A 16,608-nucleotide genomic window follows, 5' to 3' on the forward strand; every position below is an offset into this window, starting at 1 on the left:
AGACCCGGGGGGGACGGCCGATACAGCAATCGTGAATCTGCCGAGAACGTCCATGTACTCACGCCTCCTGATCCGTCTGGCCGCCCCGCTCGCCCTGACGCTGCTGTTCCCCATCGCCGCCGGTTTCGACTGGCCGGCCCCGGTCCGTTGGGCCATCCTCACCACCATGACGCTGAGCTGGCTCGGCTTCGCCGGCTGGACCGCGTACAGCCAGACCCGGCGCTCGCCGGAGCAGGCCAAGGTCATGCGCGAGCAGGACCACCTGCTGAACGAGCTGCGCAGCTTCGTCGGCAACGAGATCGAGGGCTCCCGCTCCGAGATCGAACGTGCCCGCGAACTGATCCGCCAAGCCGTCAGCGGCCTGGGCGGCAGCTTCGAGGCAATGAACCGCAAGTCGCGGCAGCAGAGCGTGGCGCTGGCCCGCATCGTCGACCGCGCCGGCGAAGACGGCGGTGCCGGTGTGGACGTGGCCCGCTTCGCCCAGCATGCCAGCCAGCGCATGGAGCAACTGGTGGAGGCACTGGAGCAGGTCAGCGGCCAGAGCAGCACCACGGTGCACTACATCGACGACATGTCCCAGCATCTGGACGGCATCTTCGCCCTGCTGGAGGACGTCAAGTCGATCGCCGACCAGACCAACCTGCTGGCGCTGAACGCGGCGATCGAAGCGGCGCGTGCCGGCGAGGCGGGCCGCGGCTTCGCGGTGGTGGCCGACGAGGTGCGCAACCTGTCCGAGCGCTCGACCACCTTCAACGAGCAGATCCGCAAGCTGGCGCACAGCTCCAAGGACGCCATCGCCAAGGTCCGCGAGACGGTCTCGAACATGGCATCGCGCGACATGGACCGCTCCCGCGAGGCGCGGGCCGAGGCCGCGGCGATGCTGGACAACGTGGCCGCGATCAACCACTCGCTGGGCGACGGCATGCGCGAGATCTCCGAGTGCGGCCGCGCCATCGACAGCAGCGTCGCCGAAGCGGTGCGCGCCCTGCAGTTCGAGGACATCGCGACCCAGGCCCTGGGCGGCGTGCACACCCACCTGGACCGCCTGACCGCGATCAACCGCGAGGCCGTGGCGCTGCAGGAACTGCTGCACCGCAATGGCGGGGTGTTCGACCACGAACTGATCGACGCTCTGCAGCGGGTCGGCAACCGCCTGCGCGACATGCGCACCGAGTGGGAGCGCCCGCCGCACAAGCCGGTGGCGCAGCAGAGCATGGGCGCCGGCACTGTCGAGCTGTTCTAAAGCCCGCCTTGTCGTCCTCCGCGCCATGAACCGACGAGTCCCCGGCCCCTGCCGGGGCTTGTCGTCTCTGCCCTTCCCGTCCAGCCCCGTCGATGTCGATGCCTCTCCAGTCCCTGTCCCGAGTTGCGGCCATGTCCTGCGATGAACGCAGCAGCGCACACGCGTCCTCGTCCGAGCCGGTGGCCGATCCCGGCCCGCGGCCGGTGACCGCGCCGCGCCAGCCCGGCCACGCGCTGCGGCGGCTGGAGACCCTGGCCCAGGCCGAACTGCGGCAGTTGCTGATTGCGCACACACCGACGCAGCAGGACGCGCGCATCGCCGACCCGGTCTGGGCCGGCCTGGCCTGGGACATGGGCCTGAACGGCAGCGCGGTCGCCGCCGCCGGCACCCCGGCGCCGCCGGTGCACTTCCCGCTCTACGACGGCGACTGAGTCGATCGCGGCGGTTGCGTTTGCGGGCGGCGCGCGCAGCCTGTGCGTGGCATGCGCTCGGAGCACTGCCAAGAAGATTCACCCAACCTCATCGCGTTGGATCTCGCTTGGCGCATGAGGCCGAGCCGATCGTCCGGGCTCCTACAAGGCGATGTCTGGTCTCGCTAGACCACGGCAAGACGCAGCGATGCGCAATGCCGTTTGGTCGCGGCAAGCGAGCGACACGTGCCCGGCCGGCCACCTGCAGTCGGGACTGAAGTTCCTCCCACACCTACTCCGATCAGATCGCGACATCGTCGTTCCAGAAGCGGATTCGGCGGCGAGCTGCGACATCGACCGACATCGCATCCAGCGTCGTGGGTAAAGCTTCCAACGCAATTCAGCGCCGGAGCGCGGGAACGCTCCTGTGGGAGCGACTTCAGTCGCGACGCGTGACGCCCTCCGGTAGCGTTGATGCGCTTGCAGTCGGAATTCAAATCCCTGCCACAACGGCCGCGATCAGATCGCGGCATCGTTGATGCAAGCGCGAATTCGGCGATAGAGATGCGACATCGACCGGCATCGCATCCGGGCCAGTGCCTGAAGCCGCTTCCGCACTGTCGGGCGTCGGGTCGCGGCGGAAGCCGCTCTACGCGACGCCGTACACCGCTGGCGGATCAGCTCGGATTCTCCAGCGAGAACAGGTCCGCCTGCTTGTCGTAGGCGAAATACTCGGCGTAGCGCGCCCAGCTGGTGACCGCCTGCACCGTCTCCGCCGCATAGGCCTCGGACATGTGGTCTTCCAGCTCGTCGCGGAAGCGGCGCGCCGGCGCGTGATGTGCGGGGCGTTCGTCGAGCACGCGGCGGATGTGCGCGGCCAACGGCACGTAGGTGGCCAGGTGCTGGGCGAACAGCTGCTTGCGCGCATCGGTGCCCAGCTCGGCGAAGCGCTGCCCGGCCGGCGTCAGCTGCAGGTCGCCCTGTTCGAACACGGCGAAGCGCAGCAGTTGCAGGGTCTCGGCGATCGGGAACAGTTCGTCCACTTCCAGTTGCAGGCCGGCGGCCAGCGGCGGCAGGTCGGCCCGGCCGTGGTACGGCTCGGCCGCCACCGCCTCGATCAGGCCGGCCATCAGGTTGCTCGAGACCCGCGGCAACACCATGGCGATGCCGCTGCCCGGGAACACGCCTTCGCGGGTCTGTGGCCGCTGCGGGCTGGCGGTCATGCGCGCGTAGATGTCGTCGACCAGGGCGCGGAACGCCGGTGCCAGGCGATTGCGCGGCTGCGGCAGGGTCACCTCGATCTCGCCGATCACCCGCCCCGGGTTGGCGCCGAAGATCACGATGCGGTCGCACATCAACACCGCCTCTTCGATGTTGTGGGTGACCATCAGGATCGATTCGATCGGCATGCGCCCTTCCGACCACAGATCCAGCAGGTCGGTACGCAGGGTCTCGGCGGTCAGCACGTCCAGCGCCGAGAACGGTTCGTCCATCAGCAGCAGCTTCGGCCGCACCACCAGCGCCCGCGCCAGGCCCACGCGCTGGCGCATGCCGCCGGACAGTTCCTTCGGATAGGCGCCCTCGTAGCCGTCCAGGCCGATCAGGTCGATCGCCGCAAGGGCGCGCCGGCGGCGCTCGTCGGCGGCCACGCCGCGCGCCTCCAGGCCGACTTCCACGTTCTGCAGCACGGTCAGCCACGGGAACAGGGCGAAGCTCTGGAACACCATGGCGATGTCGTCGGCAACCTGGCCGGGCGCGGCGTCGCGGAAGGCGATGCTGCCGGCGCTGGGCTGCAGCAGCCCGGCGATGGCGCGCAACAGGGTCGACTTGCCCGAGCCGGAACGGCCGAGCAGGCCCACGATCTGCCCCGAGTGCAGGGTCAGGTCGACATCCTCCAGTACCACCAGCGGCGTCGCCCCGCCCTTGTCGTAGGTCTTGCGCACGCCCTGCACGCGGACCAGCGGGGCGCGCTCGGGCACGCTTGCGGAATAGCTCATGGTCGGTCTCCAGGAATCAGTCGAAACGCAGGCGGCGTTCGGCGAAGACGTACAGGCGTCGCCAGACCGCGCGGTTGAAGAGGGTCACGAACAGCGACATCACCGCCACCCCGAGCAGCACCCGCGGGCCGTCGCCGGCGGCGGTGGCGCGGGCGATGTAGGCGCCGAGGCCGTAAGCCTGCACCTGGGTGTGGCCCCAGCTGGCCAGCTCGGCCACGATGCTGGCGTTCCAGGAACCGCCCGACGCGGTGAGCGCACCGGTGATGTAGTACGGAAAGATGCCGGGCAGGATCACCCGCCGCCACCAGGTCCACGAGCGCAGGTGGTAGATGGTCGCGGCCTCGCGCAGATCGGTGGGGAACGCGCTGGCGCCGGCGATCACGTTGAACAGGATGTACCACTGGGTGCCGAGGATCATCAGCGGCGACAGCCAGATGTTGGGGTCGGCGCCGGTGCTGACGATGGCCAGCACCGCGAACGGGAACAACACGTTGGCCGGGAACGCGGCCAGGAACTGCGCCAGCGGCTGCACCCGCTGCGCCACCTTCGGACGCAGCCCGATCCACACCCCGATCGGCACCCACACCACGCTGGCCAGGGCGATCAGCACCACCACCCGCAGCAACGTCGCCAGGCCGCCGCCGAAGGCCTCGGACAGGTCGTGCAGGCCCAGATGGCGACGGCCATAGTCGTAGGCGAACCAGGCCGCGGCCGCACCGGCGACGGCCAGCGCCGCGCTCCACAGTCGATCGCCCCAGACCCCGCTGCGGCCGGATGCGCGCGATGCCGCCACGGGCTGCGGCTGGCGCCGCGGCGTCCAGCGCACCAGCATGGCGCGCTGCCAGATCCAGGCCAGCGGTGCGACCAGGCGCTTGGCCAGGCGCGTGCGCCGCAGCAGGTCGTACAGCCACGACTGCGGCTTGTCCTGCGAGGCGGTGAGTTCGGCGCGGAACTTGTCCGACCAGGCCACGATCGGGCGGAACAGCAACTGGTCGTACAGCGCGATCAGCACGGCCATCGCCACCACCGCCCAGCCGACCGCGGCGAAGTTGCGCTGGCCGATCGCCAGCGCCAGGTACGAGCCGATGCCGGGCAGTTCCAGGGTGTGGTCGCCGACGCTGATCGCCTCGGAGGCGACCACGAAGAACCAGCCGCCGGACATCGACATCATCATGTTCCAGATCAGCGAGGGCGTGGCGTACGGCGCCTCCAGCCGCCAGAAACGCTGCCAGGCGCTGAGCCCGAAGCCACGCGACACCTCGTCCAGGTCGCGCGGCACGTTGCGCAGCGACTGGTAGAACGAGAACGCCATGTTCCAGGCCTGGCTGGTGAAGATGGCGAAGATCGAGGCCAGCTCGGCGCCGATCTGGCGGCCGGGGAACAGGCCGAGGAAGAAGGTCACGGTGAAGGTGAGGAAGCCCAGCACCGGCACCGACTGCAGGATGTCCAGCGCCGGCACGATCACCCGCTCGGCGCGCCGGCTCTTGGCGGCCAGAGTCGCCACCACGAAGGTGAACACCAGCGAGGCGGCCATCGCCGCGAACATGCGCAAGGTGGTGCGCAGGCCGTATTCGGGCAGCTGCCACAGATCCAGCGACACCGCGGCGGTGCCTGCCGGCGGCAGCGGCGCGCGCATGTCGGACGCGCCGTGCAGCAGCAGCGCGCCCAGGCCCAGCAGCAGCGCGAACACCGCCAGATCGTGCAGGTTGGGCAGCACGCCGGGGCGTGCGGCGAGCTGTCCGGGCGCGGAGCGGTCGCGAGCGAATGGCAGCATGGGAAGATCCGGCAGGAGCGGCAGCGGACGCCGCAAGGAAAAAGGACGCTGGCGCGGGTCGCGAAGCGGACCGCCCAGTGTGACCGGGGAAGATGTACGCCGTGCGTCAGCCGCTGCCGGCCGCGTGGGCATGCACCGGCTGGATGGCACACGCACGCCGTCGCCGCGCCACGCAACCGCGCAGCGACGAACGAATCAGGGACGAGGGCGATGACAGGCGCATGGGCGGCTCCGACGACGGGAAACGCCAGGGGCTACGCTCGGAGTCCTCGCGGATCGGGCTTGCGCACTATCGGAATCAAGGCCAGCGCCGCGAGGGGCTGGCGAACGATCCCGTCCTGAGCGGACGGGACCCATCTGGGACGACCCAGACCGTGGCGGTCCTGTCAGCTCTGTCGCTGCAGCGTCGGTCTAGGATGACTGTCCAAGGAAGGTGGCCTCTGGCCGGGAAACGATGGGCGCGCGCAGTATAGCCAGCTGCTGCGGCGCCGCAAGTCCGCGCGGCGCAGGCGGCGCCCCGCATTCACTGCGCAGCCAGCACCAGCCGCGGATGCGTCGCCGGCGCCACCTGCTGGCGCGCGCGCAACCAGGCCGCCAGTTCGCGCGGCGGCAGCGGCCGCGAGTGCAGATAGCCCTGGATCTCGTCGCAGCCCTGCTCGCGCAACAGCGCCTCTTCCTGCACGGTTTCCACGCCCTCGGCCACCACCTGCATGCCCAGCGCGTGGCCGAGCTGCACGATCGCCTGGGTGACCTTGGCAGTGCCAGTGTCGTGCAGCATGTCCTGCACGAAGCTGCGGTCGATCTTCAGGCGCTGCACCGGGAAGCGGTTGAGGTAATGCAGGTTGGAGAAGCCGGTACCGAAATCGTCCACCGCCAGCAGCACGCCTTCCTGTTCGAACAGTTCGAAGCAGCGGCGCAGCGATTCGCTGTCGCGGATCAGCGCCGACTCGGTCAGCTCCAGCTCCAGCCGCTTCGGCGACCAGCCGTTGCGCTGGCACAGCTCGATCACCCGCTCGGCGAAGCCGCGGTCGCGCAACTGCATCGCCGAGACGTTCACCGAGACGCGGTCGAAGCTCAGCCCCGCCGCATCCCAGGCCGCGGCCTGGCGGCAGGCCTCGCCGATCACCCAGTCGCCCAGGCGCACGATCTCGCCGCACTCCTCGGCAATCGGAATGAACTCGGCCGGATTGCAGTGGCCATGGCCGGGGCGATGCCAGCGCAGCAGCGCTTCCACCGCCGGGGCCCGCTCGCCCGCCGCATGCACCAGCGGCTGGTACACCAGCGAGAACTCCTCGCGGTCCAGCGCGCCGTGCAGGGCGTGCTCGATCTCCAGGCGCCGCTGCGCACGCAGCAGCACGTCCTGGCTGTAGTAGTGGCAGGTGTTGCGTCCGGACTCCTTGGCCGCGTACATCGCCGCATCGGCCGCGCGCAGCAGGCCGTCGAAGTCCTGGCGCCCCTCCTCCATCAGCGCGATGCCGATGCTGGCGCCGATCTTGATCACGTTCTCGCCGCTGTGCAGCGGTTCGGCCAGCGCCGCGATCAGCTTGCGCGCCACGTGCCCGGCGTCGCCGGGCTCGGCCAGGTCGCGCAGCACCACCACGAATTCGTCGCCGCTGAAGCGGCCGAAAAGGTCGCTGGTGCGCAGTTGCTGATGCATGCGGGTGGCCGCCAGCTTCAGCAGTGCGTCGCCGGTGGCGTGGCCGAAGGAATCGTTGATGCTCTTGAAGCCGTCCAGGTCGACGAACAGCATCGCCAGCGTGGTGCCGCGCTCCACCGAATCGTGCATCGCCTTCTCGGCCTGCTCGCGCAGCAGCTGCCGGTTCGGCAGGCCGGTCAGCAGGTCGTAGTGGGCCAGCAGCTCGATGCGCTCGCTGGCCTCGCGTTCACGGGTGATGTCGCGGAACAGCACCACGAAGCGCGGCGGCAGACCATCGCGCTCGTCCAGTTCGATCAGCACCTGCACCCAGATGCGCTGCCCGGACGGGCGGTGGAAGCACAGGTCCAGCTGCTCCGGCAGGCCACCCTCGGCGATGCGCGCCAGCGCCGACTCGAACGCATCGCGCGAGTCCTGGGTGTACAGCGCCAACGCGTGATCCAGATCGATGGCCTCCTTGCGCAGGCCATGGATGCGATAGCACTCCTCGGTCCACTGCATGCGCCGGGTGCCGACCTCGATCTCGCAGCCGCCGATCTTGCCCAGCGCCGAGACCCGGTTGAGCAGTTCGGTGCGCCAGCGGATCAGCGCGTCGGTCTGGCGCTGCTCGGTGATGTTCTGCACCTGGCCCAGCACGCGCTGGACGCGGCCGTCGGCCTCCACCTGCGGCTGCGCCCACACCCGCAGGTGCAGCGGCGACTCGCTGCCGCGCAACAGCTCGACCTCGAAATTGGCCGGCTTGGCCTCGCGCGCCATGCGCCGCCAGATCGAGATCAGCTGCGCCATCGAATCGCGGCTGAGCAGGCGCAGCCAGCCGCGGCTGCTCGGCGTCTGCTGTTCGTCCAGGCCGGTGACGCGCAGGAACTCGCGCGAGCACCACACCCGGTCATTCAGCGGATCCCAGGACCAGCTGCCCATGCGGGTCATGCGCTGCGCCTCGCGCAGCAGGGTCTGCTGGTCGCGCAGGCGCTGCTCGAGCAGCTTCTGCTCGTGGATGTCGGTGTGCGTGCCGATCATGCGCAGCGGGCTGCCGTCGGCGGTGCGCGCGACGATCCGGCCGCGGTCCAGGATCCAGTGCCACTGCCCGTCCTGCCGGCGCAGGCGGAACTCGCACATATAGGTTTCGGTGCTGCCCTCGAAATGCGCGCGGATCGCCTGGCGCAGGCGCTCCTGGTCGTCGCTGTGGACCAGCGGCAGCAGCGCGTTCAGGCCATCGGCCGGGGCATCGCCGCCGTAGCCGAGCATGCGTTTCCAGCGTTCGGAGCGGAAAATGGTGTCGCTGGGGATGTCCCAGTCCCACAGGCCGTGCTCGGCGCTGTCCAGGGCGATTTCCCAACGGGTGGCGCCGTCGCTGCCGACCGGTTCGGGCACGCTGAGGGTGTAGGCCAGCAGGCCGCCGCTGTCGTCGCGGACCGCACGCAGCCAGCCGTCCAGGCGCCGCCCGGCGGTGCCGGGCAAGGCGCAGGCCAGCATGGTCTCGCCGCCAAGCAGGCGCTCGCGGGCCGCACGCAGCAGCTCGGCGTACGCCTCCACGGTGCGCGGCAACTCCAGTGCCTGCGCTGCCCGGTTCGCCGCCAGCGGCCTGCCATCGGCGTCCAGCAGGACGAGCGCCGAGGTGAGCGGGTGCTGCAGCAAGCTTGCGATGACGCCTTGATCCACGCCGAGATACTCCGTTTCGCCGCCCTGAAGGCCAGCGGTCGAAGGTGATAACGGCATCCGCTGGCATTAATTGAGCGCCGACACTGCCCGGCGATGGGCCGCGGCGGCCGTCAGCGGCTAAGATGTCCGCCGGACACGGATCACCGCAGCAGGCTGCCGGGGCATGCAACCACAACGCGACAGTGCCTTGCCCACCCAGGCGACCTCCGGCATGCGCCTGGCGCAACGCCTGGACCGCGGCATCTGGCGCGTGGTGTTGCTGTACGTGCTGCTGGGGCTGGCGCTGTCGATCGGCAGCGACCTGGTTCTGGTGCACTTCGTAGACGATCGCGGCACGTTGGTCGCTCTTCAGCTGGTCAACGACGCCCTGTTCCTGGCGCTGACCGCGGTTGCCCTCTACTACCTGCTGCGCCCGCTGGTGCGCGCCGCGGTGCAGGCGCACACCCGGCTGGCGCTGTCGGAGGCCGGCTACCGGCAGATGTTCCACGCCAATCCCAGCCCGATGCTGGTCTACGACCTGGAAGGCCTGCGCATCCTCGACGTGAACCCGGCGGCGGTCGCCTTCTTCGGCTGGTCGCACGACGAGTTCGTCGGCCTGGAGCTGGCCCGGCTGTGGCCGCCCAGTGCCAGCGCCCGCCTGGCCGAGGTGATCGAGACGATCCGGCAGACGCCGTCCAAGACCTGCGTGGTGGCCGAGCCGCTGCGCCTGCGCGACGGCAGCCAGTGCATGGCCGAGGCGCGCAGCACCAGCCTGGACTACCACGGCCGGCAGGCGCGGCTGGTGGTGATCAGCGACCGCAGCGCCGAGTACGACGCGCAGCGCCGCCGCGACCAGGCCCTGCAGCATCTGCAGGAGGCGCAGTCGATCGCGCGGTTGGGTTCGTGGCAACTGGACCGGGCCAGCGGCCTGGGCAGCTATTCCGAGCAGGTCTACCGCATGCTCGGCCGGCGCGTGCCGGAACAGCCGCGCCAGCACCGCCTGGAAGAGCTGCTGGTGCCGCCTGACGTGCCGTCGCAGGCGCGTATCCAGCGGGTGATCGAGGACCTGTGCGGCAGCGCGCCGCTGCAACTGGACATGCTGCTGCCGGTGCTGGCCGCCGACGGCCAGGCGCGCATGCTGCACCTGCGCGCCGAATCGTCCAGCGACGACGAGGGCAGCGCCTGCGTGCACGGCACCCTGCAAGACGTGACCGAGCACGAGCGCTCGCGGCGCCTGCTGCACGAGCGCGAGGAGCAGTTCCGGGAACTGGTGCGGGTGCTGCCGGACGGGGTGGCGATCCTGCACCAGGAACACGTGCTGTACGCCAACGCCGCCTGCGCCGGACAGTTCGGCTTCGAGGGCGAGAACCTGCTCGGCGAGCCGCTGCAGGGCCTGGTCGACAGCGCCGATCTGCCGCTCGTGCGGCAGCGGATGGGCGCGGCCGGCGCCAAGGGCGAACGCGGTGCCACCGCGCGCATGTGCCGCCGCGACGGCTCGCTGTTCCACGCCGGGCTGTCGTTCGGCAACGTCCGCTACAGCGGCCGCGACTGCAAGCTGTTGATCGTGCGCGACCTCAGCGAACCGGAGCGCATGCGCGATGCGCTGGCGCAGAGCAACCGCGAGCTGCAGGCAATGGCGCGGCGCCTGTTCTCGCTGCAGGAAGACGAGCGCCGCGCGATCTCGCGCGACCTGCACGACGACATCGGCCAGGCGATCACCGCGATGAAGCTGTCCGCGCATGCCGCATTGGACGAGACCGACGCCGAGCGCCGGCGCGAGGACCTGAGCGAGATCGTGAACCTGGCCGACAGCAGCATCACCAAGCTGCGCAACCTCTCCACCCTGCTGCGGCCGCCGCAGCTGGACGCGCTGGGCCTGGAAGCGGCGCTGCGCTGGCAGGCCGGCATGCTGTTCCGCGCCTCGCCGGTGCGCCTGCACCTGGACATCGCCGCCCTGCCCGAGCGCCCCAGCGGCGAGGTCGAACAGGCCTGTTTCCGCATCGCCCAGGAGAGCCTGACCAACGTGCTGCGCCACGCCAGCGCCGGCGAAGTGCGGATGACCCTTGGCGACGAGGAACGCCAGCGCCTTCGCCTGGAAGTGGTCGACGATGGCGACGGCTTCGATCCGGCCGGCCCGCGCGGCCTGGGCCTGATCGTGATGCGCGAGCGCGCGCAGAGCGCCGGCGGTACCCTGCAGATCGACACCGCGCCCGGCGCTGGAACCCGGGTCTCGCTGTGCCTGCCCTACACCACCGCGGCAGCGCCGTCGCCCCCGCCTGGAACCTGAGCCGATGTGGAATCCCGCCAGCGCCGTACCCGTGGACGACGAACTGCCGTCGCGCCTGGGTGCGGGCCATCCCGCCCTGACCGGCATGATCGCCGAGGCCTTGGCCGGTGGGCCGGGGGTGATGCTGCTGCACATCGACATCGACCACTTCGCCTCGATCAACGAGAACATGAGCCCGGAGGTCGGCGACCAGGCGCTGGCGCTGCTGGCGCACCGGCTGCAGGCGCACTTGCGCGGCCGCGGCCTGCTGTGGCGCCACGGCAGCGACGAACTGGTGATGGCGGTGCCGCGCACCGCCGACGTGCCGCCACCGGAAGCCTTCGCCGAGGAGATCCGGCAGCAGATCGAGCTGCCGCTGTCGGTGCTGCCGTACACCCTGTTCATGACCGGCAAGATCGGCGTGAGCCTGTGCCCGGAGCATTCCACGCGCCTGTCGACCCTGCTCGACTTCGCCGAGGACGCGGTCTACCAGGCCGCGCGCGAAGGCGGCAACCTGGTGCGCCTGTATGCCGCCGACGGCCCGCCCAGCGCGCACAGCGAGAGCATCATCTCGCGGCAGATCGTCGACGCCATTCCCAACGGCGAGCTGCGCCTGCGCTACCAACCGATGGTCAGCGCCCGCGACGGACGCGTGGTCGGCATGGAATCGCTGCTGCGCTGGCAGTCGCCGACCCTGGGCATCCTGGTGCCGGAGCGCTTCATGCGTACCGCCGAGCGCCTGGGCGTGATCGTGCAGATCGGCACCTGGGTGATGGAGGGCGCGTTGCGCCAGGCGCGGCTATGGCGCGACCAGGGCTTCGACGACTTCACCATCGCGGTCAACGTCTCCACCCTGCAGCTGCTGCGCCCGACCTTCTTCAACGAAGTGATGTCGGCGCTGCAGGCGGCCGGGGTGCCGCCGCAGATGATGGTGCTGGAGATCAACGAAAGCGCGCTGACCAACAACGTCAACTTCGTCCACGAGACCCTGGCCAACCTGTGCCGCGAAGGCATCAGCCTGAGCCTGGACAACTTCGGCACCGGCGACTCCAGCCTCAGCGCGCTGGTGCGCTACCCGGTGGACAAGCTGAAGATCGACCGCAGCTTCATCAAGAGCGCACCGGCCGGCAACCGCGAGGCGGCGATCGCCCGCGCGATCATCGCCATGGGCCACCAACTTGGCATGGTGGTGATCGCCAACGGCGTCGAATCGCAGGCGCAGCTGGGTTTCCTGCGCCGCAACGACTGCGACATCTTCCAGGGCTACCTGTTCGGCGAACCGATGTCCGCCGAAGCCGCGGGCATGGCGCTGCGCCGGCGCTACCTGCGCCCGGAATCGTTCACCGAAACCCGCCCGGACCGCACCCTGCTACTGCTCGACGACGAGGAGAACGTGCTGCGCTCGCTTGTACGGCTGTTCCGCCGCGATGGCTACCGCATCCTCGCCGCCGGCAACGTCCGCGACGCCTTCGACCTGCTCGCCACCAACGACGTGCAGGTGATCCTGTCCGACCAGCGCATGTCCGACATGAGCGGCACCGAGTTCCTGGGCCGGGTGAAGATGCTCTACCCCGACACCATCCGCCTGGTCCTGTCCGGCTACACCGACCTGGCCACCGTCACCGACGCGATCAACCGTGGCGCGATCTACCGCTTCCTGACCAAGCCGTGGAACGACGACGAACTGCGCGAACACATCCGCCAGGCCTTCCGCACGCACGACGAACAGCGACGGGATGCGGGCCCCTGAGGGGCGGGGATTGGGCATTGGGGATTGGGGATTCGTAAAAGCGCGGTGTCGGCATTTCATTGACACGCGCGGATGGGAACAGCAAACGCAAAAGCGCTTTTGCCAATCCCGAATCCCCACTCCCGAATCCCAGCCTCTCAGCTACTTCGGCTGCCTCACCGGAATCACGATCCGGAACGTCGAGCCGTCGCCCACGGTGCTGCTGACATCGATGCGGCCGTGGTGCTTGTTGATGATGCCGTAGGAGATCGACAGGCCCAGGCCGGTGCCGCTGCCGACCGGCTTGGTGGTGAAGAACGGGTCGAAGATGCGCTGTAGCAGGTCCGCCGGAATGCCGGCGCCGGAGTCCTTGAACTCGATCCACACCTCTTCGCCGTCCTGGCCGGTGCTGACCACGATGGTGCCGCGCTCGCCGATCGCCTGGCCGGCGTTGAGCAGCAGGTTCATGTACACCTGGTTGAGTTCGGACGGCAGGCACTCCACCAGCGGCAGGTTGCCGTAGTGGCGCTCCAGGGTGACCTTGTACTTGAGCTCGTTCCAGATGATGTTGATGGTGGATTCCAGACCCGAGTGCAGGTCCACCAGCTTCCACGACTCCTCGCGGCCGGAATAGGAGAAATCCTTGAGGTCGCGGACGATGCGGGTGACCCGCTCGATGCCTTCGCGCGACTCGGCCATCAGCTGCGGCAGGTCGCGGCTGATGAAGTCGATGTCGAAGCGGTTGCGGATGTCGTCGATCTCCGGGATCAGCGCCTTCGGATCGGGCGCGCGCAGGGCGCGCTCGTAGGCCTCGATCAGGGTGAACAGGCTGCGCAGATACTCCTGCAGGCTGCCCAGATTGGAGTGGACATAGCCGATCGGATTGTTGATCTCGTGGGCGACGCCGGCGGCGAGCTGGCCGATCGAGGCCATCTTCTCCGACTGCAGCAGCTTTTCCTGAGCGCCGTTGAGGCGCAGGTAGGCCTGGCGCAGCTCGGCATGGCGCTGCTGCAGTTCCTGTTCGTAGTCCTGCTGGCCTTCGATGCCCTGGATCAGCATCAGGTAATGGCCGCCGTCCGCATCGGCATGGAAGTACAGATGCGCCAGCACCACGTGGTGTTCGGTCGGCAGGCTCCCGCTCCAGCGGCCGCTGCTGCGCGCCTGCGACAGCGCATCGCTCGGCAGCCACTGCGCCAGGTGCGCAGCCAGGCCGGCGTCGGTGCCGGAAAGATGGCGGCGCGCGGCGCTGTTGGCCAGCAGCAGTTGCCCGTCGGCACGGAACAGCACCACGCCTTCGTACAACAGTTCGCTCAGCGCGAGCAGGTGCTCGCGCGAGGGCAGGACAAGCGGTTGGTTGGGATTGATTTCGGCGAAATTCACGACAGGCCGCGGGCGATCGATGGATGCCCAATATACGCCGTTGGCGCCGGCGGATGCGCGACCCGCGTTGGGACGCGCTGCGGCTTACGCGACTGCCAGGGGACGCTGGGAGAGCGGCGTGCTGGACTGGCCGTTGGCGTCGTAGGACGACGCGCTCTCGCTGCGGCCGAGGTGGCGCAATGCCCAGTTGACCTCGCGTCGTCGCCGCGACAGCAGCGCGCCGTTGGCGCGGTTGGCGTCGGCCAGCTCGCGCAGGCGCAACTCGGCCTCGGCGCCGGCGGGCACATCGGCCTCCAGTGCGCGCAGTGCCGCCAGCTTGGCGCTGGTCGCCTGCATGAGGCCTTCCACGTTGTGATCCAACAAGGCCTGGCGCTCGCCGGCGAGCGCGTCGCTGAGCTGCTGCAGGAGGTTGGTCACGGACATGTTCATGCGCCGAGTTGCCGATCCATATCGATCATGCGGCTGGCGATCGCGTCGGGGTTGATCTTGTAGCTGCCGTTCTGCAGCGCACTGCGCACCGCATCGACGCGGCTGCTGTCCACCGCCGGCGCGGCCGACAGTTGGCGTTGTAGGGTCTGCAGGCCGGAGGCCTCGCCGGTCAGGCGCAGGCTATCGGTTGCAGCGGCCGCACCGACCGCACGGTCCTTGCCTTCCTCGGACGCGCCGGAGGCGGCCTTGGTCGAGACGGACGACGTGCGAAGGGTGGCCGGGCTCGGCAAATTCCCTTCAATTTTCTGGGTCATGACGGACATCCTGTTACGGGTTCGGTGTAGGTAACGGCACAGCGTCGGAGAACTTTAGCCGGATTCTTAGCGCGTCACTAAAACGTCGCCATTTTGTGACACAGTTCCCTGAACGATACGCCGGGACGACAGGTTTTCGACGGTCACCCGCTCGTTTTCGCCCGCATCGCCCAGTGCGCGCCCGGCCATCCGCACTTCCAGACCGCCGCTGCGTGCCACGAGCGCCACATTGTCGCCGCGCCGGACCAGCCGCGGCGCGACCAGGTCGGTGGCGGACAACAAGGTGCCGGCCGGCAGGGTGCGCCGCGCCACCTTGCCGATCGCCATCTCCGGCTCGGTCATCGCGGCGCCGACGATGCGTGCCGCGTCGCGCTTCTCGGGAACGATATCGGCCGCGCCAATGGTTTCTCCAGCGGACAGGCCGCGCGCCAGCACCAGCACGTGCTGCATGCGCCGCACCTTGACCGGCACGAACAGCCGCCAGCCGGTCTCGCGCGGGCAGCTCACTTCCACGGTCGTGGTACCGGTCGGCTGGGCCTGCAACGGCACCGGGCACAGCGGCACCCGCACCGACGGGTCCAGGGTCGCCTCGGCATCGGCGTCGGCGCCGGCCAGGGACAGCGCCGCGGCACGGATCGAGTCCACCGACTGGAAGTCCGCGGCCCAGGCCGGCGTCGCCGCCAGCAGGACCAGCAATAGGATCGGGCGCATGGCCGTCTCTCTCGGAAAGGTCGCCGACACCATGCAAAGGCCGTGCCGCAAACAGCACGCCCGATCCGCACCGCGCCCTCAAGTTCCGCCGCGCAGGCGCCGATATGAACGCCATGAGTCATGACCTTCTCAACCGAATCGACCAGCGCACCCGCTTGGCGGGCCACAACCGGCTTGCCCTGCTGCTGTTCCGGCTGGGCGGTCGTCAGCTTTTTGGCGTGAACGTCTTCAAGGTGCAGGAAGTGCTGCGCCGGCCGGAGTTGTTCCAGGTGCCCGGGCTGCCACTGCAATTCTCCGGCGTCGCCGACGTGCGCGGGCGCTCGGTACCGGTGCTCGACCTGGGCCTGGCCATCGGCCACCCGGAGCGCGAGCCGAACGCGGATACCGCGCCAGCCTATCTGGTGGTGACCGAGTTCAACCGGTCGGTCCAGGGCTTCCTGGTCAGCGGCGTGGAGCGCATCGTCAACATCGCGGTGGAGGACATCCATCCGCCGCCGGAACTGGGCGCCGAGTCCAGCTACCTGACCGCGGTGACCCGCTTCCAGGGCGAGCTGATCCAGGTGATCGACGTGGAAAGCGTGCTGGCCGACATCGCCCAGACCCGGGTCGAGGCCAACCTGGACCCGTCGCTGGCCCTCACCGGCCCGCAGTTGCAGGTACTGGTGGTGGACGACTCGCGGGTGGCGCGGCAGCAGATCCGCAGCGTGCTGGACCAGCTCGGGGTCGCCGCGACCCTGCTCTCGGATGGTCGCCAGGCCCTGGACCATCTCTTGCAGATCCATGCGGCCGGCGAGAATCCGGCCGAACGCTACGCCATGGTGATCTCGGACATCGAGATGCCGGCGATGGACGGCTATACGCTGACGACGGAAATCCGCCGCCATCCAGGCCTGGCCGGCCTGTACGTGCTGTTGCATACCTCGCTGTCGGGCGTGTTCAACAATGCGATGGTCGAGCGCGTGGGCGCCAACGCCTTCGTGGCCAAGTACAGCCCCAACGAGTTGGCCGAGTACGTGCTGACCCGGCTGCGGGTCGTCGCCGCGGCCGCACAGGCGGCCTGACC

The 16,608-nt window shown here is 69.3% G+C and carries 12 protein-coding genes; 5 read left to right on the top strand and 7 right to left on the bottom strand.

What is annotated here, in order from left to right; translation table 11 throughout:
- Positions 1–52 precede the first annotated feature (52 nt).
- Positions 53–1,243 (top strand): methyl-accepting chemotaxis protein, encoded by a 1,191-nt coding sequence (locus GGR66_RS08550; RefSeq protein WP_160960851.1) that lies wholly within the window; start codon positions 53–55, stop codon positions 1,241–1,243.
- Positions 1,244–1,374: 131 nt separating this feature from the next.
- Positions 1,375–1,674, top strand: coding sequence for a hypothetical protein (locus GGR66_RS08555; RefSeq protein ID WP_160967475.1), 300 nt, complete (start codon positions 1,375–1,377; stop codon positions 1,672–1,674).
- A 656-nt stretch (positions 1,675–2,330) separates the two neighbouring features.
- Here the strand turns inward: GGR66_RS08555 and GGR66_RS08560 are convergent.
- From GGR66_RS08560 to GGR66_RS08570, 3 genes are all read right to left on the bottom strand, one after another.
- Positions 2,331–3,650: a nitrate/sulfonate/bicarbonate ABC transporter ATP-binding protein gene (locus GGR66_RS08560; RefSeq protein WP_184447960.1), complete on the bottom strand. Its 1,320-nt coding sequence runs from the start codon at positions 3,648–3,650 to the stop codon at positions 2,331–2,333.
- 16 nt (positions 3,651–3,666) lie between these two features.
- Positions 3,667–5,424, bottom strand: a complete 1,758-nt coding sequence (locus GGR66_RS08565) for an ABC transporter permease subunit (RefSeq protein ID WP_184447961.1) — start codon at positions 5,422–5,424, stop codon at positions 3,667–3,669.
- Positions 5,425–5,947: 523 nt separating this feature from the next.
- The gene (locus tag GGR66_RS08570; protein WP_160967481.1) at positions 5,948–8,737 is read right to left on the bottom strand and encodes a bifunctional diguanylate cyclase/phosphodiesterase; all 2,790 of its coding nucleotides are present in this window, start codon (positions 8,735–8,737) and stop codon (positions 5,948–5,950) included.
- 163 nt (positions 8,738–8,900) lie between these two features.
- Here GGR66_RS08570 and GGR66_RS08575 point away from each other — a divergent pair, with 163 nt between their 5' ends.
- Both GGR66_RS08575 and GGR66_RS08580 read left to right on the top strand, forming a co-directional pair.
- Positions 8,901–11,003 carry a PAS domain S-box protein gene (locus GGR66_RS08575; protein WP_255421628.1) on the top strand — a complete coding sequence of 701 codons (2,103 nt, stop codon included), beginning with the start codon at positions 8,901–8,903 and terminating at the stop codon, positions 11,001–11,003.
- Between the two features lie 4 nt (positions 11,004–11,007).
- On the top strand, positions 11,008–12,732 hold the full coding sequence (locus tag GGR66_RS08580; protein WP_160960862.1) for an EAL domain-containing protein: 1,725 nt from the start codon (positions 11,008–11,010) through the stop codon (positions 12,730–12,732).
- A gap of 141 nt (positions 12,733–12,873) precedes the next feature.
- Here the strand turns inward: GGR66_RS08580 and GGR66_RS08585 are convergent, their stop codons facing one another.
- The 4 genes from GGR66_RS08585 to flgA form a co-directional block, all read right to left on the bottom strand.
- Positions 12,874–14,091, bottom strand: coding sequence for an ATP-binding protein (locus GGR66_RS08585; RefSeq protein ID WP_160967483.1), 1,218 nt, complete (start codon positions 14,089–14,091; stop codon positions 12,874–12,876).
- An 84-nt stretch (positions 14,092–14,175) separates the two neighbouring features.
- A complete protein-coding gene (locus tag GGR66_RS08590; protein ID WP_167087820.1) occupies positions 14,176–14,514 on the bottom strand; it encodes a flagellar protein FlgN in 339 nt (112 codons plus the stop codon).
- Positions 14,515–14,516: 2 nt separating this feature from the next.
- Entirely contained in the window at positions 14,517–14,834 is a 318-nt protein-coding gene (gene flgM, locus GGR66_RS08595) for a flagellar biosynthesis anti-sigma factor FlgM (protein WP_160967582.1), read from the bottom strand.
- Positions 14,835–14,900: 66 nt separating this feature from the next.
- Positions 14,901–15,545: a flagellar basal body P-ring formation chaperone FlgA gene (gene flgA, locus GGR66_RS08600; protein ID WP_184447962.1), complete on the bottom strand. Its 645-nt coding sequence runs from the start codon at positions 15,543–15,545 to the stop codon at positions 14,901–14,903.
- Positions 15,546–15,658: 113 nt separating this feature from the next.
- Here flgA and GGR66_RS08605 point away from each other — a divergent pair, with 113 nt between their 5' ends.
- Positions 15,659–16,606, top strand: a complete 948-nt coding sequence (locus GGR66_RS08605; RefSeq protein ID WP_160967489.1) for a chemotaxis protein — start codon at positions 15,659–15,661, stop codon at positions 16,604–16,606.
- Positions 16,607–16,608: the final 2 nt, after the last annotated feature.

The organism is Xanthomonas sp. 3498, assembly GCF_014199795.1.
GTDB classification, from domain to species: Bacteria; Pseudomonadota; Gammaproteobacteria; order Xanthomonadales; family Xanthomonadaceae; genus Xanthomonas_A; species Xanthomonas_A rydalmerensis.